General features: G+C 48.6%; 20 protein-coding genes, 1 other RNA gene and 1 other annotated feature. Of the genes, 7 read left to right on the top strand and 14 right to left on the bottom strand.

The features are described from left to right. The first annotated feature begins 252 nt into the window (after positions 1-252). From ydiK to K0335_RS01870, 3 genes are all read left to right on the top strand, one after another. On the top strand, positions 253-1,365 hold the full coding sequence (gene ydiK / locus K0335_RS01880) for an AI-2E family transporter YdiK (protein ID WP_000248651.1): 1,113 nt from the start codon (positions 253-255) through the stop codon (positions 1,363-1,365). A 166-nt stretch (positions 1,366-1,531) separates the two neighbouring features. Next, positions 1,532-1,639: antisense sRNA RprA (gene rprA, locus K0335_RS01875), an RNA gene on the top strand. 115 nt (positions 1,640-1,754) lie between these two features. After that, complete coding sequence (locus K0335_RS01870; RefSeq protein WP_001014786.1) at positions 1,755-2,111, top strand: YdiL family protein; 357 nt, start codon at positions 1,755-1,757, stop codon at positions 2,109-2,111. Between the two features lie 70 nt (positions 2,112-2,181). Here the strand turns inward: K0335_RS01870 and ppsA are convergent, their stop codons facing one another. After that, on the bottom strand, positions 2,182-4,560 hold the full coding sequence (gene ppsA, locus K0335_RS01865) for a phosphoenolpyruvate synthase (protein ID WP_000069344.1): 2,379 nt from the start codon (positions 4,558-4,560) through the stop codon (positions 2,182-2,184). A 335-nt stretch (positions 4,561-4,895) separates the two neighbouring features. Between ppsA and ppsR the strand changes: the two genes are divergently transcribed. The 3 genes from ppsR to hemP all read left to right on the top strand — a co-directional run bounded on the left by ppsR (position 4,896) and on the right by hemP (position 7,382). Further along, positions 4,896-5,729, top strand: a complete 834-nt coding sequence (ppsR, locus tag K0335_RS01860; RefSeq protein ID WP_000376530.1) for a posphoenolpyruvate synthetase regulatory kinase/phosphorylase PpsR — start codon at positions 4,896-4,898, stop codon at positions 5,727-5,729. A 282-nt stretch (positions 5,730-6,011) separates the two neighbouring features. Continuing rightward, the gene (gene aroH / locus K0335_RS01855; protein ID WP_160194029.1) at positions 6,012-7,058 is read left to right on the top strand and encodes a 3-deoxy-7-phosphoheptulonate synthase AroH; all 1,047 of its coding nucleotides are present in this window, start codon (positions 6,012-6,014) and stop codon (positions 7,056-7,058) included. Positions 7,059-7,199: 141 nt separating this feature from the next. Next, positions 7,200-7,382: a hemin uptake protein HemP gene (hemP, locus tag K0335_RS01850; RefSeq protein ID WP_002431562.1), complete on the top strand. Its 183-nt coding sequence runs from the start codon at positions 7,200-7,202 to the stop codon at positions 7,380-7,382. A 1-nt stretch (position 7,383) separates the two neighbouring features. On the opposite strand, the gene selO is transcribed toward hemP, so the two are convergent. The 13 genes from selO to thrS all read right to left on the bottom strand — a co-directional run bounded on the left by selO (position 7,384) and on the right by thrS (position 19,541). Further along, complete coding sequence (gene selO / locus K0335_RS01845; protein WP_104919702.1) at positions 7,384-8,826, bottom strand: protein adenylyltransferase SelO; 1,443 nt, start codon at positions 8,824-8,826, stop codon at positions 7,384-7,386. A 65-nt stretch (positions 8,827-8,891) separates the two neighbouring features. Further along, on the bottom strand, positions 8,892-9,602 hold the full coding sequence (locus tag K0335_RS01840; RefSeq protein ID WP_219393705.1) for an EAL domain-containing protein: 711 nt from the start codon (positions 9,600-9,602) through the stop codon (positions 8,892-8,894). A 245-nt stretch (positions 9,603-9,847) separates the two neighbouring features. Continuing rightward, positions 9,848-10,312 (bottom strand): C40 family peptidase, encoded by a 465-nt coding sequence (locus K0335_RS01835; RefSeq protein WP_001234797.1) that lies wholly within the window; start codon positions 10,310-10,312, stop codon positions 9,848-9,850. A 77-nt stretch (positions 10,313-10,389) separates the two neighbouring features. Then, positions 10,390-11,139, bottom strand: a complete 750-nt coding sequence (gene btuD, locus K0335_RS01830; RefSeq protein ID WP_000192691.1) for a vitamin B12 ABC transporter ATP-binding protein BtuD — start codon at positions 11,137-11,139, stop codon at positions 10,390-10,392. A gap of 3 nt (positions 11,140-11,142) precedes the next feature. Next, entirely contained in the window at positions 11,143-12,123 is a 981-nt protein-coding gene (btuC, locus tag K0335_RS01825) for a vitamin B12 ABC transporter permease BtuC (RefSeq protein WP_000954971.1), read from the bottom strand. A 100-nt stretch (positions 12,124-12,223) separates the two neighbouring features. Then, entirely contained in the window at positions 12,224-12,523 is a 300-nt protein-coding gene (gene ihfA / locus K0335_RS01820; protein WP_001229265.1) for an integration host factor subunit alpha, read from the bottom strand. 4 nt (positions 12,524-12,527) lie between these two features. After that, a complete protein-coding gene (pheT, locus tag K0335_RS01815; protein ID WP_104919701.1) occupies positions 12,528-14,915 on the bottom strand; it encodes a phenylalanine--tRNA ligase subunit beta in 2,388 nt (795 codons plus the stop codon). 14 nt (positions 14,916-14,929) lie between these two features. Continuing rightward, positions 14,930-15,913: a phenylalanine--tRNA ligase subunit alpha gene (gene pheS, locus K0335_RS01810; protein ID WP_000018588.1), complete on the bottom strand. Its 984-nt coding sequence runs from the start codon at positions 15,911-15,913 to the stop codon at positions 14,930-14,932. A gap of 209 nt (positions 15,914-16,122) precedes the next feature. Further along, positions 16,123-16,247: a sequence feature (Phe leader region), on the bottom strand. Further along, positions 16,197-16,241: a pheST operon leader peptide PheM gene (gene pheM / locus K0335_RS01805; protein WP_001386830.1), complete on the bottom strand. Its 45-nt coding sequence runs from the start codon at positions 16,239-16,241 to the stop codon at positions 16,197-16,199. (Overlaps the previous feature by 45 nt.) 116 nt (positions 16,248-16,363) lie before the next feature. Beyond that, entirely contained in the window at positions 16,364-16,720 is a 357-nt protein-coding gene (gene rplT / locus K0335_RS01800; protein ID WP_000124850.1) for a 50S ribosomal protein L20, read from the bottom strand. Between the two features lie 52 nt (positions 16,721-16,772). After that, positions 16,773-16,970: a 50S ribosomal protein L35 gene (gene rpmI, locus K0335_RS01795; RefSeq protein ID WP_001124225.1), complete on the bottom strand. Its 198-nt coding sequence runs from the start codon at positions 16,968-16,970 to the stop codon at positions 16,773-16,775. 96 nt (positions 16,971-17,066) lie between these two features. Next, complete coding sequence (gene infC / locus K0335_RS01790; protein ID WP_001700733.1) at positions 17,067-17,609, bottom strand: translation initiation factor IF-3; 543 nt, start codon at positions 17,607-17,609, stop codon at positions 17,067-17,069. 3 nt (positions 17,610-17,612) lie between these two features. Further along, positions 17,613-19,541 carry a threonine--tRNA ligase gene (gene thrS, locus K0335_RS01785; RefSeq protein ID WP_001144186.1) on the bottom strand — a complete coding sequence of 643 codons (1,929 nt, stop codon included), beginning with the start codon at positions 19,539-19,541 and terminating at the stop codon, positions 17,613-17,615. 299 nt (positions 19,542-19,840) lie between these two features. On the opposite strand from thrS, the gene yniD reads away from it, so the two are divergent. Continuing rightward, complete coding sequence (yniD, locus tag K0335_RS01780; protein ID WP_001142447.1) at positions 19,841-19,948, top strand: small membrane protein YniD; 108 nt, start codon at positions 19,841-19,843, stop codon at positions 19,946-19,948. Positions 19,949-19,979 lie beyond the last annotated feature (31 nt).

The following is a 19,979-nucleotide window of genomic DNA, read 5'->3' as shown; positions in this document are numbered from 1 at the left end:
TGCGGTCTGTGTTGTCGTTGATACACACTTACTTTTTCACAACTATCATGGAGAGTGCGACGAAAGTTAGAGCGTATAATCGTTTGCGTATTACATACTTTGTTGTATCACATTTTTTTCTTATACGCCTGGCAGAATTAGAGGCAGAATCGGCCTGTTAAAAACCGCTGAAATTGCTCATCATTATGTAATGAGTTCTGCGTGTTCACGTCGCGTCAACGTTTTGACGCACAAAAAAGGTGAAAAGTGTTTATGGTAAATGTTCGTCAGCCCAGGGATGTTGCCCAAATTCTGCTCTCGGTGCTGTTTTTAGCCATCATGATTGTGGCATGTTTATGGATTGTTCAACCCTTTATTCTCGGTATCACATGGGCCGGTACAGTGGTTATCGCCACCTGGCCTGTTCTGTTACGCTTGCAAAAAATCCTCTTTGGCCGCCGTTCTCTCGCTGTTCTGGTGATGACGTTACTGTTAGTGATGGTGTTCATCATTCCTATTGCCTTATTGGTAAATAGTATTGTGGACGGCAGCGGTCCACTGATCAAAGCCATCTCCAGCGGTGACATGACATTACCAGACCTCGCCTGGTTAAATACCATTCCGGTGATTGGCGCGAAGTTGTATGCCGGTTGGCACAATTTGCTGGATATGGGCGGCACAGCGATCATGGCGAAAGTCCGTCCTTACATTGGCACAACGACCACCTGGTTTGTTGGACAAGCTGCGCATCTCGGACGTTTTATGGTGCATTGTGCGCTGATGCTACTTTTCAGCGCCTTGCTGTACTGGCGCGGTGAACAGGTTGCGCAAGGTATCCGCCATTTTGCGACACGTCTGGCGGGCGTTCGTGGTGATGCAGCTGTGCTACTCGCCGCACAAGCCATTCGCGCCGTGGCGCTTGGCGTAGTGGTAACTGCGCTGGTACAGGCAGTACTTGGTGGGATTGGTCTGGCTGTTTCAGGTGTTCCTTACGCAACGTTATTGACCGTATTAATGATCCTCTCCTGTCTGGTACAGCTTGGGCCATTACCGGTATTGATCCCGGCGATTATCTGGCTCTACTGGACCGGAGATACCACATGGGGAACTGTGTTACTGGTGTGGAGTGGAGTGGTCGGTACACTGGATAACGTCATCCGACCAATGCTAATTCGTATGGGCGCCGACCTACCGTTAATACTGATCCTATCTGGTGTCATTGGTGGTTTGATTGCCTTTGGGATGATCGGTCTGTTTATCGGCCCAGTTCTGTTAGCGGTTACCTGGCGCCTGTTTGCCGCCTGGGTTGATGAAGTTCCCCCGCCAGTTAACGATCCCGATGAAATCCTCGAAGAGTTGGACGAGATCGAAAAGCCACAACATTAAGTCAAAATCACCGGGTAAATAATCTGCCCGGTTTTTCTTTTCATCCCCGCGATATTTTTACTTTCACCACTCAATGATCATTAATGTGTCGCAAAATGTTTACAGTTTTTAAACTATTGAGACGAATCTGATCGACGCTAAAACGCCCCATGCCTACTATTAGGTCACGGTTATAAATCAACGTATTGATTTATAAGCATGGAAATCCCCTGAGTGAAACAACGAATTGCTGTGTGTAGTCTTTGCCCATCTCCCACGATGGGCTTTTTTTTAACATTTCCATTTCGTTACCGTTCAAATTGAATAAATTGAGTTGTGATTCTTCTCAAGCCGTTAGCGGGCTAATAGTGCTATTATGTAACATCGATTTTTTAACTTGCCGACAAATAATGAACGGATACGAATTAAAAGCACTACGCCTGATTTTTGCTATGACGACACAAGAATGTGCCCAGTGGATTGCTCTGGATGGCAATGAAGCTAACTGGCAACAATGGGAAAACGGCGACCATGACATTCCAGCCAACGTGATTGAAACGTTGTTGACCATGAGAAGTCAAAGGAAGGACCGTATTCATGCCATTATCAGTAAAATAAATAGTCGTATCGGAAATAACACCATGCGTTATTTCAACGATCTGAGCAGTTTTCAGGCGGTATATCCGAATGCAGATTTTCTCGAGTGGAAAATTTACCAGTCAGTGGCTAATGAATTGTACGCCCACGATTTAGAGCGTCTTTGTTAACTCCTCGCACCATAAAAAAAGCAGTGTTGCCACAATTGTGACAACACTGCTTGTCGATCACGTTGTTAAATTACTTTTTCAGCTCTGCAAGGCTCAACCATGTCTGAACGACGGTATCCGGGTTAAGCGACAAGCTGTCGATTCCCTCTTCCATCAGCCAGGCGGCGAAGTCTTCATGATCAGAAGGCCCCTGCCCACAAATCCCGACGTATTTACCCTGTTTTTTAGCTGCACGAATAGCCATCGACAGCAGTGCTTTCACCGCCTCGTTACGCTCATCAAACAGCTCAGAGACTACGCCAGAGTCACGATCCAGGCCCAGTGCCAATTGCGTCATATCGTTAGAACCGATTGAGAAACCGTCGAAGTATTGCAGGAACTGATCCGCTAACAAGGCATTAGACGGGATCTCACACATCATAATGATCTTAAGACCGTTCTCGCCGCGTTTCAGCCCCTGGCGCGCCAACTCCTCAACTACCGCTTTCGCCTGGTCTACGGTGCGCACAAATGGGATCATGATTTCAACGTTGGTCAGCCCCATGTCGTTGCGTACGCGTTTCACCGCTTCACACTCCAGCGCAAAGCAGTCGCGGAAGCTGTCGGAAACATAACGCCCTGCACCACGGAAGCCCAACATCGGGTTCTCTTCTTCCGGTTCATAACGTTCGCCACCAACGAGGTTAGCATACTCATTCGATTTAAAGTCAGAGAGACGTACGATGACACGCTTCGGATAAAACGCCGCTCCCAGCGTAGCAATACCTTCTGTCAGACGACCGACATAGAACTCACGCGGTGAATCAAAACCTTTCATCATCTCGCGGATTTCTTTTTGCAGCTGCGGTTCCTGATCGTCAAATTCCAGCAGTGCGCGCGGGTGAACACCAATCATACGGTTAATGATGAACTCTAGTCGCGCCAGGCCAACGCCTTCATTTGGCAGACAAGCGAAGTCAAACGCACGATCCGGGTTACCAACGTTCATCATCACTTTCAACGGTAAGTCAGGCATGGTATCTACGCTGGAACTTTTCACACTGAAATCAAGAAGATCGGCATAAACATAGCCAGTGTCGCCTTCTGCACAAGAAACCGTTACCTGCTCGCCATCTTTCATCCGTTCAGTAGCATCACCACACCCAACCACTGCCGGAATTCCCAGCTCACGGGCAATAATCGCTGCGTGACAGGTTCTGCCGCCTCGGTTAGTTACGATGGCTGCTGCTTTTTTCATGATCGGCTCCCAGTCGGGATCGGTCATGTCAGTGACCAGAACATCACCTGGCTCAATGCGATTCATTTCACTAATGTCCTGAATCACTTTCACTGTTCCAGCACCAATGCGGTGACCAATTGCACGCCCTTCCGCAATGATCTTGCCTTGCGCGTGAAGGGTATAACGCTCCATAACCTGACCACGGGAGCGCACTGTTTCCGGACGCGCCTGGACGATGAACAATTTGCCAGTATGACCATCTTTGGCCCATTCGATATCCATCGGACGTCCATAGTGTTTTTCAATCTGAACAGCCTGTTTCGCCAGTTCCTGCACTTCATCGTTGGTCAGCGAGAAAATGTCTCGTTGCTCTTGCGGTACATCTTCAATTCTGACTTGCTTGCCATGTTCCTGGGTTGATGCGTAGACCATCCGAATTTTTTTCGACCCCATGGTGCGGCGAACAATGGACGGACGATTTGCGGCCAGCGTCGGCTTGTGTACGTAAAATTCATCCGGGTTTACAGCGCCCTGCACCACCATCTCACCCAGCCCCCAGGCCGAAGTGATAAATACCACCTGATCGAAACCCGATTCGGTATCAATGGAGAACATCACGCCAGAGGATGCCAGATCTGAGCGCACCATCCGTTGAACACCAGCAGACAAAGCGACACCACGATGGTCATATCCCTGGTGTACGCGATAAGAAATGGCGCGATCATTAAACAGGGAGGCAAATACGTGTTTTACCGCAATCAGGACGGCATCGAAGCCCTGCACATTGAGGAAAGTTTCTTGTTGGCCCGCAAAGGACGCATCCGGCATATCTTCTGCAGTAGCAGACGAGCGCACGGCGAAAGATGCATGTTCGTCATCCGCAGAAAGCTGGGCATAAGCTTCGCGAATAGCATTTTCCAGCTCTGGCTGGAAAGGAGTGTCGATAATCCACTGGCGAATCTGCGCACCTGCTTTAGCAAGTTGCGAGACATCGTCAATATCTGTTTTATCCAGCAGTTCATAGATACGCTGGTTTACACCGCTCTGATCGAGAAACTGATTAAACGCATCGGCGGTTGTGGCAAAACCATTCGGTACGGATACGCCCATTCCAGAAAGGTTAGTAATCATTTCACCCAGGGAGGCATTTTTGCCCCCAACTCTGTCTACATCATTCATGCCGAGTTGGTTATACCAAAGCACCAGCGGTGACGAGCCATTGTTGGACATCGAACAATCCTTTTGTGATAAATGAACGGATTTAAGAACCATCTTACTGCGTAATTATCCTGCCATATTTGTCTCGCAGAAAAAAACAGTGAATCGTTCAAGCAAATATATTTTTTAATTTTTAAGACAGTTCCCGTCGTTTGCGCAAACCCAGCATTGGCGGGCGATTCCCACAAAATACGTCGGTATAATAGTAAATATGGAAAATGAAAATGCTGTTTCATTAAATATAAAATTTGTATTTCAGAGAAAGAACGGATGTGTTGCTCTACGCTTCTTCTTTATTTTAATTTATGCTTTAAGGGAATTATCGTTGCCGTAAAGGATAAACAAAAATGGATAGTGCTGTAGATCGTCACGTTTTCTATATTTCTGATGGCACCGCCATTACTGCAGAAGTTTTAGGCCATGCGGTGATGTCACAATTCCCGGTAACCATTAGCAGTATTACTTTACCGTTTGTTGAAAACGAGAGTCGTGCCAGGGCAGTTAAAGATCAAATCGATGCTATTTATCATCAAACGGGTGTACGACCACTGGTTTTCTATTCCATCGTCTTACCGGAAATTCGCGCTATCATTTTGCAAAGTGAAGGATTTTGCCAGGATATCGTCCAGGCGCTGGTGGCACCTTTGCAACAAGAAATGAAGCTCGATCCGACACCGATAGCTCATCGAACGCATGGCCTGACACCCGGTAATCTGAATAAATACGATGCCCGTATCGCGGCTATCGACTATACCCTCGCTCACGATGATGGTATTTCGTTGCGCAACCTTGATCAGGCGCAGGTCATCTTACTGGGCGTTTCTCGCTGTGGTAAAACCCCTACCAGCCTGTATCTGGCGATGCAATTTGGTATCCGGGCGGCTAACTACCCCTTTATTGCTGATGATATGGATAACCTGGTGCTTCCTGCATCGCTCAAACCATTGCAACACAAACTCTTTGGTTTGACGATCAACCCAGAAAGATTGGCAGCAATTCGTGAAGAGCGACGTGAGAACAGTCGCTACGCCTCATTACGTCAATGTCGAATGGAAGTTGCGGAAGTGGAAGCGCTGTACCGTAAAAACCAGATCCCGTGGATCAACAGTACCAACTATTCGGTAGAAGAGATTGCCACCAAAATTCTGGATATTATGGGGCTGAATCGAAGAATGTACTAGATTACTAGTTTATGAGTTCGCTTTTTTGTTATCATACCGTTAATTGCGTGAGGTGCTTTCTGCCTCGCACTTGAAATCAGCAGGAATTGGTGTACATACAAAATCTTTCAAGCTGTATCGAATCGGCAACTGACCGCACCCCCAGTCACAGAGTAAACCCTGTGAATGGGGTGAAGACATGAAGTCAACAAAGAGACTGTTTGAAGAATTAAATATGTTATCGTGATGCGCATCACTTCCCGGTAGTCCTGCCGTAGAAGCAAAAAATTTTTGAGACTTGCAATGAACAAAACTGACGAACTCCGCACGGCGCGTATAGACAGTCTGGTAACTCCGGCTGAACTGGCCCAGCGGTATCCCGTGTCCACTGATGTCGCCCGTCATGTTACTGACTCCCGACGACGTATTGAAAAGATATTGAATGGTGAAGATCATCGACTGCTGGTCATAATTGGCCCCTGTTCCATTCATGATCTTGATGCAGCGATGGATTATGCAAAGCGATTGCAAAGTATGCGTAATCAGTATCAGCATCGACTTGAAATCGTGATGCGCACCTATTTTGAAAAACCACGTACCGTCGTGGGCTGGAAAGGACTCATTTCCGACCCTGATTTAAACGGCAGTTATCGGGTGAATCATGGTCTGGAGCTGGCCCGGAAATTATTGCTCCAGGTCAATGAACTTGGCGTTCCCACGGCTACTGAATTCCTCGATATGGTGACCGGGCAATTTATTGCCGATCTGATTAGCTGGGGGGCTATTGGTGCACGGACTACTGAAAGCCAGATCCATCGTGAAATGGCTTCCGCCCTGTCCTGCCCGGTTGGCTTTAAAAATGGCACCGATGGCAATACCCGTATCGCGGTCGATGCTATTCGCGCCTCTCGCGCCAGCCATATGTTCCTGTCACCAGATAAAAATGGGCAGATGACTATTTACCAGACCAGCGGCAATCCTTACGGTCATATCATTATGCGTGGTGGCAAGAAACCAAACTACCATGCAGAAGATATTGCTGCTGCCTGTAATACGCTGCACGAGTTCGATCTGCCAGAGCATTTAGTTGTAGATTTCAGCCACGGCAATTGCCAAAAGCAGCACCGGCGACAGTTGGATGTTTGTGATGATATTTGCCAACAGATACGTAATGGCTCTACCGCCATTGCCGGTATCATGGCGGAAAGTTTTCTGCGTGAAGGCACTCAAAAAATCATCAGCGGTCAGCCACTGGTCTACGGTCAATCTATTACCGACCCTTGCCTTAGCTGGGAAGACTCAGAAATCCTGCTGAGTAAGCTTGCTTCAGCTGTCGACAGCCGCTTCTGACTGACTGCCCGCTCTTACCTGAGCGGGCCGTTTCTTCTCTCTCCCGACAATCTCCTGAGAATTTGTGCTTGCTGTTACTTGTTGATTTATTGATAATAAAAATCATTGTGATACATATTATTATTAATGATTATGCCTGATATGGATTTTGTCGCCAGAACAGTAGTAAAGGAAAAAGAAAAAAAACTTACCGCCACACCGCCCGTACGGCGGATAGCCAGTAAAACGTTGTTGGGCCCGGAAGGTAAAGTCATTATCGATCATGACGGTCAGGAATACCTGCTGCGTAAAACGCAGGCAGGTAAGTTATTGCTAACAAAGTAGTTTAGCTCGAACAACTGACTTCCAGCCGTTTACCCCATTCAGGAGGACGGCGGGAGTAATCATCATCACGATCGTTGAAGGGATTACGCAATACGTCATGCAATCGATGCAGTTCCTCCATATCTCCTTTCTGTGCATCGTTGATTGCTCTTTGGGCCAGCCAGTTACGTAACACAACCGCTGGATTGACGCTTTTCATCTGTAGCTGACGCTCATCATCCGTAACCTGCTCTGTTTGTATCCGTGCACGATAACGGCTAAACCAGCTATCAAATGCTGCACGATCAATAAATTCATCACGTAACGGCGATGACGCACTGTTCTGCTCAGTCTGGCTTAGCATCCGGAATGTGCGGGTATAATCGCTACCTTCACGTGCCATTAAGGCAAACAGTTCATTTAATAAATCGTTGTCATTGTTTTGTTCTGTATAGAACCCCAGTTTCTGGCGCATCCGTTTACCATACACGGCTAATAACACCTGCTTGTAGCTGTCCAGGGCATCATTTAACGCATTAACAGCAATAAAAGGTGACAAGGTTTGGGCCAGCCTTTGTAAATTCCACAACGCTACCGCTGGTTGATTATCAAAACTATAGCGCCCCTGATGGTCAGAATGGTTACAAATAAATTGCGGGTTATAATCATCAAGAAAACCAAATGGCCCGTAATCAAGCGTCAGACCCATTATCGACATGTTGTCAGTATTCATAACACCATGCGCAAATCCCACCGTTTGCCAGCCAGCAATAAGTGAAGCCGTCCGCGCGACGACATCACGAAACCAGATCGCATATTTATCCTGTTCTTCTTGCAAGTGAGGCCAGTAGTGACGAATAGCGAAATCCGCCAAAAGTTGTACTTTCTCAATATCACGCCGATAGTAGAAATGCTCAAAATGACCGAAGCGCATATGGCTTTGCGCCAAACGCATCAGCATCGCTCCCGTCTCAGTGGTCTCACGGTAAACCGGGGTATCGCTGGTGACAATAGCCAGGGAGCGGGTGCCCGGAATACCCAAATAATGCATCGCTTCACTCGCCAGACTTTCGCGGATGGTCGAACGCAGCACTGCACGCCCATCGCCCATACGTGAATAAGGCGTTAGCCCCGCACCTTTCAGATGCCAGTCCATGGTTGTGCCATCTGCTAATAATTGTTCGCCTAACAAAATCCCTCGGCCATCGCCTAACTGCCCGGCCCAGACACCAAACTGATGCCCACTGTAGACTTGCGCCAATGGTAACATTCCGGGAAGTAATGCCTCACCGCCCCAGACACCAGCGCCTTTGTTATCAGCAAAAAGGGATTGTGGGATCGCCAGTTCGTGCGCCAGTTCCGCGTTATGCCAGATAAGCCGCGCATTATGCAATGGCGTCGGGTTAAGAGCGGTCCAGGTTGCTGGTAATTCGTCACGCCAGCGCGTGGTAAAAGACAGGGTCATAGCCCCTCCTGTCTGATAGTGTAGAGGGGAAATGCTCTCTTAAATACCCACAAACAGGAGGATTACTACTGTACCAACGTGGTAACGTGCTTCGTCGCGACCGCGGGCCACAAACCGCCTTGCATTGCAAAGAAATGAAAAGGCATTACTTGCTGAAATAATTTATCTGAGTCAATGCCACAGACCATTAATGATTCAGTGTGTACAGATATCTGCGCAATAATAGCGCGTATAAAAGGCTCAAAAGATAAACGAGACGATTGTTTGTGAACAAATGACTTATCAAAAATTACGCGTTTAAACAGGTCTTCGAAGATCGCTTTTGTCGATAACTCACCAGTACCGAAGTTTGCCAGCACTAATGCAAATTGGTGAGAAAGAGCGATCAGACTCAGATTTATCACACCTCTGGCGATTTCTACATCATTTTCGTTTATCAACAATTCAATGAATGACAAGCGTAAAATACGCATCAGAGTTTCATCATCATTTAATAACGATTCAGCTATTGGCGCCGATAAATAAACCCATGCCAACAAATTATGCTGCATAAAAAAATGCTGACAACGTTCGATGACGTCCAGTTGCTCCTTAAAAAGGCGATATTGCTGTTCACCCGACATGCGCGGTATCACCAGTTCCGTAGGGATGCGCACTTGCCCATCATCAGAGACAAAATTGGTAAAAACGGTTAAACCGATCAGTTTATTTTGATAATTCCGTGCGGGGAGAAAATAAAGTTCAGAATGATAATTATTATCCAACGAAATCTTCATGTTATATCCCTTGAAGACAAAACACCTTTTCCCGCCCTGTACCAAAGAACATTCAGGTATGCAACTGCAATTATTAAGGGGGATGTATTCATGTGTTCCATTTTAACCGCAGCGGCAGATCCTTTAATTCAGCTTATTCTTATTATATAGCATTATCCAGCAATAAGCTTTTTTACATCCATTGAGCGGAGATGAAAAGGCGAAGCCGTTGTGCCAAAGTGTCACAACGGCAGTAAGTCGTTCGATTAAATTCTTCTCGCCTGCCAGAAGTTTTTTTGCCAGTAAACGTTATCCAGCGAAGAGCGCATCACACCTTTGCTGGTAGATGCATGAATAAATTGGTTGTTGGTGTCATAGATGCCGACATGCAGGCCATTCTGCCCGGAACCGGTTTTGAAAAAAACCAAATCGCCCGGTAACAATTCTTCTTTATCGATTTGCGTACCAATCTGCGCCTGCTCACGAGTTTCTCGTGGCAGCTGCAGTTCAAAACGATCACGCATAGTAACCAGTACAAAACCTGAGCAATCAACACCATGACGGCTCATACCACCGTAGCGGTAAGGTGTTCCCCGCCAGGACTGCAATTGATCATTTAATCCGGCAATAACTGTAATGGAATCGGAAAGTCTGGCATTTGGTGGTGGCGCACGGTGGTGACCGCAGCCAGCCAGCAACAAAGTGGCAATAAAAAGAAGGCATAATCGCATTCAGAACAATCCTCTGTTTTTTTATTCTTCAGATAATTTAGCGTCGTCTTTAGCCGTTTTTCAAGGTCATGGCTCAATTAACTGGTAGAGATGAGCATTCGATGCCCTTCTATATCAAGGCGACGGAAATTTAAGCCATACGCTAATGCCAGATTAGGTGGCGTCAACACATCTTCCCGTGGGCCACCAGCCAGAAGTTTGCCTTGTTTTAGCAGCCATGCCCTGTGAGCATGGTGTAGCGTGTGGTTGAGATCGTGACTACTCATCACCACAGCGATACCCTGCTGACAAAGATGACTCAATATGCGATCCAGCGCGTTTTGTTGTGCGACATCGAGACTATTCATCGGTTCGTCTAGCAATAACAACTGACCGTGTGGATTCGATTCCGGGTCAATTTGTAGCACAACTGCGGCCAGGCGCACGCGTTGCCACTCGCCGCCCGAGAGTTGATTAGCCGGACGTTCAAGTTTATCCGCTAATCCTAACGATTCAGCCATTTTGGTGAGTAAGTCAGTGCGTGTCTTATCTGGCTGATGTAGAGATAAAAAATGCCAGACAGGCATTGCAAAAGGTGGATTTTGTTGCTGGGCAAGGTAAGCCCGATGCAGTGCCAGCTTTGTAGCTGACCAGGATTCCAGTACAGAACCGGCGAAATAAACACGACCAGGACCAGTAGTCAAACCTGCCATCCGTGCCAGTAAAGTACTTTTCCCGGCACCATTTGGTCCAACAAGATGGAGGATTTCACCTGCACGAATTTCACCAGAAAGCGGCCCCAGGCGGTGAGACTCGGCAACATCTTCTAATAGCATTAATTGCGTCATATCTTACGCCCGACTTTTCAGCAATAACCAAATGAAAACTGGAGCGCCCAGCGTAGCCGTCACTACACCAATCGGTAATTCTGCGGCGACAAGCGCAACTCGTGCGACAACGTCTGCCAGCAATAATGCAATTGCTCCTGCCAGCGCACAGCCAGGTAATAACATCCGATGATCTGTTAACCCGCATAAACGTAAAATATGAGGGATCACAAGGCCGATAAAACCAATTGCCCCCGCCAGTGCTACACTCACACCTACCATCCATCCCGTAGCTACCACCAGCACGTTACGCCAGAACCACAAAGGTAATCCCAATTGACGTGCAGAAGTTTCCCCCAGTGCCAGCATATTCATTGCCTGTGACTGGCAACAGATCCACAGTAACACCGGTATAAGCGCTACCATTAACCAGGCTTGTTGCCAGTTTACGCCGCCAAACCCGCCCATCATCCAGTACATTAGCTGGCGTAAATCGAATGACGTTGAGAAATAGATTGCCCAGGTCATCATAGCGCTGCATATGATTCCCAAAGCTACGCCTGCTAATAAAAGGCGACTTGTGGAGAGATGACGGCGGGCAAAACGCAGAAGAATCAAAGTAATTATCAAAGCTCCCGCAATCGCACACAATCCTAATGCCCAACCGGGCAATTGCCCCTGCCCTAAGAATACAGCAGCAATAAGACCGACTCCTGCACCATTAGAGACGCCGAGTAAGCCAGGCTCTGCCAGTGGATTTTCGAAAAGTGCTTGCATTACGGCACCGGACAACGCCAGGGCCGCGCCGACCAGTAGTACTGCCAGCGTACGTGGCAGACGAATTTGCCAGACGAAAAGCTCACCCTGAGGAGAAAACCAGTCAGCGGGTAAAATCCATTGTTCACCTGCGCAAAGACTTAAGACAAGCGTCAGCAGCATCAATGCTGACAAACAAAAGAGCCAGCGAATGTTTTTTCGCTGTTGTTGGCGGGCAAATGTCAGCATAGTATCCATTCAGCTGAAGAGTGATGGCGTTGATTTTACGGTGACTCTTCAAGAGTGAAAAGAAAAAAGGCCGCAAAGCGGCCTTTTTAGTTAGATCAGATTACTCGTCTTTAGGCGAGGCGTTTTCGACCCGGCTTTTTAACTTCTGCCCTGGTCTGAAAGTCACCACGCGCCGTGCTGTAATGGGAATATCTTCGCCCGTTTTCGGGTTACGTCCCGGGCGTTGATTCTTATCACGCAGATCGAAGTTACCAAAACCAGAGAGTTTCACCTGCTCACCGTTTTCCAGAGCGCGACGGATCTCTTCGAAAAACAGTTCAACCAGTTCTTTGGCATCCCGCTTGCTAAGCCCAAGCTTATCAAACAGATATTCTGACATTTCAGCTTTTGTAAGCGCCATAGGTTCAATCCCTCAATGATGCCTGGAATCGCTCTTTTAATGCCTCTACACATTTGGCGACGGTAGCGGCAATCTCCTCTTCTTCGAGTGTACGGCTGGTATCTTGCAGGATCAGGCTTATGGCGAGGCTCTTATACCCCTCCGCAACACCCTTACCGCGGTACACGTCAAATAAGTTTACGCCAACTACCTGATTTACGCCAACTTTCTTACATTCGGATAAAATATCCGCTGCGGGAACGTTTTCTGCGACCACTACTGCGATATCACGACGGTTCGCCGGGAAGCGAGAAATCTCACGCGCTTGAGGCACCACGCGGTCTGCGAGCTTGTTCCACTCCAGTTCGAACACCAGAGTGCGACCGTTAAGATCCAGTTTACGTTCCAGTTCTGGATGAACAACCCCAATAAAACCAATACGTTCACCTTTCAGATAAATCGCTGCGGATTGTCCAGGATGTAGTGCAGGATTTGCTTCTGCGCGGAACTCAACATCAGCCAGTTTACCGGTCAGGTCGAGAACGGATTCAAGATCGCCTTTCAAATCATAGAAATCAACGGTCTCTTTTGCCAGGTTCCAGTGCTCTTCGTAACGGTTACCGCAAATCACACCGGCTAACATCAGATCCTGACGAATGCCCAACGATGCCTGAGTATCTGGCACGAAACGCAGACCACTTTCGAAAATGCGCACACGGTTCTGCTGACGGTTCTGGTTGTACACCACGGTTGCCAGCAGGCCGGTCCACAGGGAAAGACGCATTGCTGACATTTCAACGGAAATAGGGCTTGGCAGCAATAAGGCTTCAACGCCTGGATGGATCATCTGCTGCACTTTCGGATCAACGAAGCTGTAGGTGATCACTTCCTGATAGCCTTTGTCGTTGAGCAGCGTTTTCACGCGCTTGAGCGACAGATCGGCTTCGCGGTGAGTACCCATAATCAGGTTTGCCTGCACCGGCTCATCAGGGATGTTGTTGTAGCCGTAAACACGCGCGACTTCTTCGACCAGATCTTCTTCAATCTCCATGTCGAAACGCCAGCTCGGCGCAACTGCCTGCCACTCGTCTTTGCCTTCGGTCACTTCGCAGCCGAGACGACGCAGAATGTCAGTGACCTGCTCATCGGCAATATGATGGCCAATCAGGCGATCCAGTTTGCTGCGACGCAAAGTGATGGTTGCACGCTTCGGCAGCGTTGCTTCGTTGGTGATATCAATTACCGGACCAGCCTCACCACCGCAGATGTCGATCAGCAGACGGGTCGCACGTTCCATCGCTTTGTGCTGCAGTGCCGGATCAACGCCACGCTCATAACGGTGAGACGCATCAGTATGCAGGCCATGACGACGAGCACGACCGGTGATAGACAGCGGGCTGAAGAAAGCGCATTCCAACAGGACGTTTTGCGTTTCGTCATTCACGCCAGAGTGTTCGCCACCAAAGATGCCGCCCATCGCCAGCGCCTTGTTGTGGTCGGCGATGACCAGGGTGTCAGCGTTCAGCTTCGCTTCGGTACCGTCGAGCAGTACCAGCGTTTCGCCCTCTTTCGCCATCCGCACCACAATGCCGCCTTCAATGCGATCTTTATCGAAAGCGTGCATCGGCTGGCCCAGTTCGAGCAGCACATAGTTGGTGACGTCAACGACTGCATCGATAGAACGAATCCCGCAACGACGCAGTTTTTCTTTCATCCACAGTGGAGTTGGCGCTTTAACGTTAATGCCTTTTACCACACGACCAAGATAACGCGGGCAGGCTTCCGGCGCTTCGACTGCAATCGGCAGCGTGTCGTCGATGGTCGCACCAACCGGAACGATTTCCGGTTCAACCAGCGGCAGCTGGTTCAGCACGGCAACATCACGCGCCACGCCGATAATGCCTAAGCAATCGGCACGGTTTGGCGTTACGCTAATTTCGATGGTGTTGTCATCGAGTTTCAGGTATTCGCGGATATCGGTGCCAATCGGCGCATCCGCTGGCAGTTCGATAATGCCGCTGTGATCGTCAGAAATTCCCAGCTCAGAAAAGGAGCACAGCATCCCTTCAGATGGTTCGCCACGCAGTTTCGCCGCTTTAATTTTGAAATCACCCGGCAGAACAGCACCAATAGTCGCTACCGCCACACGCAGGCCCTGACGGCAGTTTGGCGCACCGCAGACGATGTCCAGCAGGCGATCGCCGCCGACATTGACTTTTGTCACACGCAGTTTGTCAGCGTTCGGATGCTGAGCACACTCAACCACTTCACCAACGACCACGCCGTGGAAGCTACCGGCAACCGGTTCTACACCGTCTACTTCCAGGCCCGCCATGGTGATTTGATTTGCCAACGCATCACTATCAATCGCCGGGTTCACCCATTCGCGTAACCACAGTTCACTGAATTTCATAATCTATTCCTGCCTTATTTAAACTGTTTGAGGAAACGCAGATCGTTTTCGAAGAATGAACGCAGGTCGGTGACGCCGTAACGCAACATAGTCAGACGCTCCATCCCCATCCCGAAGGCGAAACCAGAGTAAACTTCCGGATCGATGCCAACATTACGCAGCACGTTCGGATGCACCATCCCGCAGCCCAGTACTTCCAGCCATTTACCGTTTTTACCCATGACGTCCACTTCTGCAGAAGGTTCGGTAAACGGGAAGTAGGAAGGACGGAAGCGGATCTGCAAATCTTCCTCAAAGAAGTTACGCAGGAAGTCGTGCAGCGTGCCTTTCAGGTTGGTAAAGCTGATGTTGGTATCAACAATCAGACCTTCCATCTGATGGAACATCGGCGTGTGAGTCTGGTCGTAGTCGTTACGATAAACGCGGCCAGGCGCGATGATACGAATCGGTGGCTGCTGAGCTTTCATGGTGCGGATCTGTACGCCAGAGGTCTGGGTACGCAGCAGGCGGGTAGCGTCAAACCAGAAAGTGTCGTGGTCAGCGCGCGCCGGGTGGTGACCAGGAATGTTCAGAGCATCGAAGTTATGATAATCGTCTTCGATTTCCGGCCCGGTTGCCACGGTAAAGCCAAGCTCACCGAAGAAACTTTCGATACGGTCGATGGTACGGGTCACCGGATGCAAACCGCCGTTTTCAATACGACGACCCGGCAGGGAGACATCAATCGTTTCCGCAGCCAGACGCGCATTCAGCGCTGCGCTTTCCAGTTCAGCTTTACGCGCATTCAGCGCCTGCTGCACTTGCTCCTTTGCTTCGTTGATAACCGCACCAGCTGCCGGGCGCTCTTCTGGCGGCAGTTCACGCAGGGTCGTCATCTGAAGGGTTAAGTGCCCTTTTTTACCCAAATATTCGACGCGCACATTGTCTAACGCGGCAACATCTGACGCCTGGCTAATGGCCGCCTTCGCACTGGCAACCAGTTCTGCGAGATGTGACATGGTTTTCCTCATTGTGTCAGTGGTGACACTGGTTCGTTGGACTTAGAGCCTATCCCATCAGGCTATTTTACTTGCCATTTTGGTCCCGGGCAGTGCTCGAAATCCTCACGTACTTAAGTACGCTCCGGTTTCTCCGCGCTGGCCGTGTCCAGACTGGCTGCGACAATTACGCATGATGAGACAGACTTTTTATTTTTCAAAACGCGCATACAAAAAAAGCCTCCACTGGGAGGCTTTCAGGCGCTGTTTTCCGTTTCTCTTCTCACGCGCTAGCCTCCTGGAGTCAGGTGCTAAAGTAAAAAAAGAAGCGGAAAATAGCAGCATTCATTGCTTGCGTTACCTTTTGGTACTCTTTAAAAGACCTTTATTGAAAAGGCTATAGCGATAAAAGTCAATGTTTTGATGGCGTTGAAACGAAAAGAGGGAGACTAGCTCCCTCTTTCAACTGGCTTATGCCAGAGCTGCTTTCGCTTTTTCAACCAGAGCGGTGAACGCTACTTTGTCGAATACTGCGATATCAGCCAGGATCTTACGGTCGATTTCAACAGAGGCTTTTTTCAGGCCATTGATGAATTTGCTGTAAGAAATACCGTTCTGACGTGCTGCTGCGTTGATACGCGCAATCCACAGTTGACGGAACTGACGCTTACGTTGACGACGGTCACGGTAAGCATACTGACCAGCTTTGATAACAGCCTGGAAGGCAACGCGGTATACGCGAGAACGCGCACCGTAGTAGCCTTTAGCTTGTTTCAAAATTTTCTTGTGACGTGCGCGTGCAATAACACCACGTTTTACGCGAGCCATATGTGCTCTCCTGTATCTATATTCTAATTAAAAAGTTAAAAACGTTAACGGCTTATGCGTACGGCAGGCACGCGATTACCAGGCCCAGATCGCCTTTGGAAACCATGGCTTTCGGACGCAGGTGACGTTTACGTTTGGTCGCTTTTTTGGTCAGAATGTGACGCAGGTTAGCGTGCTTGTGCTTAAAACCACCTTTACCGGTTTTTTTGAAGCGCTTAGCAGCACCGCGTACGGTCTTAATTTTTGGCATTTTAATAACTTCCACTTCGCATTGTTAATAAACGAAACAAAGGCGAACAATGCCTGTGAAGCCCAAAGGCTCCACAGACAGTGCTACTTGAAGGCCTTACTGTTTCTTCTTAGGAGCGAGCACCATGATCATCTGGCGGCCTTCGATCTTCGTTGGGAAGGATTCGACCACTGCCAGTTCTTGCAAATCGTCTTTCACGCGATTAAGCACTTCCATACCGATTTGCTGGTGCGCCATCTCACGACCGCGGAAACGCAGCGTGATTTTGGCTTTATCACCCTCTTCGAGAAAGCGAATCAGGCTGCGGAGTTTTACCTGATAGTCGCCTTCATCTGTACCAGGACGGAATTTAATTTCCTTAACCTGGATAACTTTTTGCTTTTTCTTCTGTTCCTTAGAAGACTTGCTCTTTTCATAGAGGAATTTGCCGTAATCCATTATACGACAAACCGGCGGCTCGGCGTTAGGGCTGATCTCGACTAAGTCTACTCCGGCTTCTTCTGCTTTCTCCAGAGCTTCTCTCAGACTCACAATACCAAGCTGCTCGCCTTCCAGACCTGTTAAGCGAACTTCCTGGGCGCGAATTTCGCCATTGATACGGTTAGGGCGCGCCGTTTGAACTCGTTTTCCGCCTTTAATACCTTATTCCTCCAATTGTTTAAGACTGCGGCTGCGAATCTCTTGTTGCAGCTTCTCGATCACTTCATTTACGTCCATGCTTCCCAGGTCTTTACCACGGCGGGTGCGAACGGCTACTTTGCCTGATTCCACCTCTTTATCACCACAGACCAGCATATATGGGACGCGACGCAAAGTGTGCTCGCGGATTTTAAAGCCAATCTTCTCATTTCTCAAGTCTGCTTTAACACGAATGCCCGCATTTGATAGTTTTTGCGTCAATTCGTTAACGTATTCAGACTGAGAATCGGTAATATTCATGATAACTACCTGAACTGGCGCAAGCCAGGTCGGGAAGAAACCAGCAAATTCTTCGGTCAGGATACCGATAAAACGTTCCATCGACCCCAGAATTGCGCGGTGAATCATTACCGGTACTTTACGTTCATTGTCTTCGCCTACATAAGAAGCGCTCAGACGAGAAGGCAAAGAGAAGTCCAGCTGTACTGTACCGCACTGCCATGCACGATCGAGGCAGTCATACAGGGTAAATTCAATTTTCGGACCGTAGAAAGCGCCTTCACCCAGTTGATATTCAAACGGGATGTTGTTTTCTTCCAGCGCAACCGCCAGGTCCGCCTCAGCACGATCCCACATTTCGTCGCTGCCAATACGTTTTTCAGGACGAGTGGAGAGTTTGACGACGATCTTCTCGAAGCCAAAAGTGCTGTACATATCATAGACTAAACGGATACATCCGTTAACTTCATCGCGAATTTGTTCTTCAGTACAGAAGATATGCGCGTCGTCCTGGGTAAAACCACGCACACGCATCAGGCCATGCAGCGAACCTGAAGGCTCATTACGATGGCAGCTACCAAACTCAGCCATACGCAGCGGCAGGTCGCGATAAGACTTCAGCCCCTGGTTGAAAATCTGCACGTGACCCGGGCAGTTCATTGGCTTAATGCAATACTCACGGTTCTCAGAAGAGGTGGTGAACATCGCATCTTTGTAGTTTTCCCAGTGACCGGTTTTTTCCCACAGGACACGGTCCATCATAAACGGACCTTTAACTTCCTGATACTGGTACTCTTTCAGTTTGGTACGAACGAACACTTCCAGTTCACGGAAGATTGTCCAGCCGTCGTTATGCCAGAACACCATACCTGGCGCTTCTTCCTGCATATGGTACAGGTCGAGCTGTTTACCGATTTTACGGTGGTCGCGTTTAGCGGCTTCTTCCAGACGCTGCAAGTAAGCGTTGAGGGCTTTTTTATCTGCCCACGCAGTACCATAAATACGTTGCAACATTTTGTTGTTGCTGTCGCCGCGCCAGTAGGCCCCTGCCGTTTTCATCAATTTGAAATGGTGGCAGAAACGCATGTTCGGTACGTGCGGACCACGGCACATATCGACATATTCTTCATGGAAGTACAGACCTGGCTGGTCATCATGGGCGATGTTTTCGTCCAGGATGGAGACTTTATAGCTCTCACCGCGTTTAACGAAGGTCTCACGCGCTTCGTGCCAGCTAACTTTCTTCTTAATGACGTCGTAGTTTTTCTCAGCAAGCTCATGCATCCGCTTCTCGAGTGCTTCGACATCTTCCTGGGTTAACGTGCGGTCAAGATCAACGTCGTAATAGAAACCGTTATCAATCACCGGGCCGATCGCCATTTTGGTGTGCGGCCAAAGTTGTTTAATCGCGTGCCCTAACAGGTGTGCACAGGAGTGACGAATGATCTCAAGACCTTCTTCGTCTTTTGCGGTAATGATCGCCAGTTGCGCGTCGTTTTCAATCAGATCACAAGCATCAACCAGTTCGCCATTAACGCGCCCTGCGATACAGGCTTTCGCCAGACCTGGACCAATGTCCAGTGCAACATCCATGGGGCTTACAGCGTGGTCGTAATGGCGTTGGCTGCCATCAGGAAGAGTAATAACAGGCATGTTATGTCCTTTTTTGCAGTGGTGACCCATACGCAAGATCACATACAAAGATTTATCTAGAAATTTACCAAAAAGGTATGGGCTGATTCCCGCTTCACTCTGCGAAATATGTCACAGCGCGCCGGTTGGCGACACCAGACCTACACCCGCTTTTTGATAATACCGCCGGATAGTGTACACGGCATTGCCCGTCGATCAAAGCCGAAATCATTGCCTTACTTTGTTTAAAATCAATTCACTGCCCCTGACGTTAATTTTTATCTATTCTGATACAAAGCCAACTTTGATGGAAACCAACGATGCCAACGAAACGATTTAATAAAAAACACTGGAAGATGATTGTCGTTCTGTTATCTATTTGCGGGGCGTTAATGTTACTTCGTTGGGCAGCAATGATTTGGGGCTAATAGTGGAATTTATTTCCGATAATCGATTTTT

Origin of the sequence: Escherichia sp. GZ89 (genome assembly GCF_019366485.1) — a bacterium.
In the GTDB taxonomy this organism is placed as follows: domain Bacteria; phylum Pseudomonadota; class Gammaproteobacteria; order Enterobacterales; family Enterobacteriaceae; genus Escherichia; species Escherichia fergusonii.
This window is presented reverse-complemented; position numbering and strand designations above follow the sequence as displayed.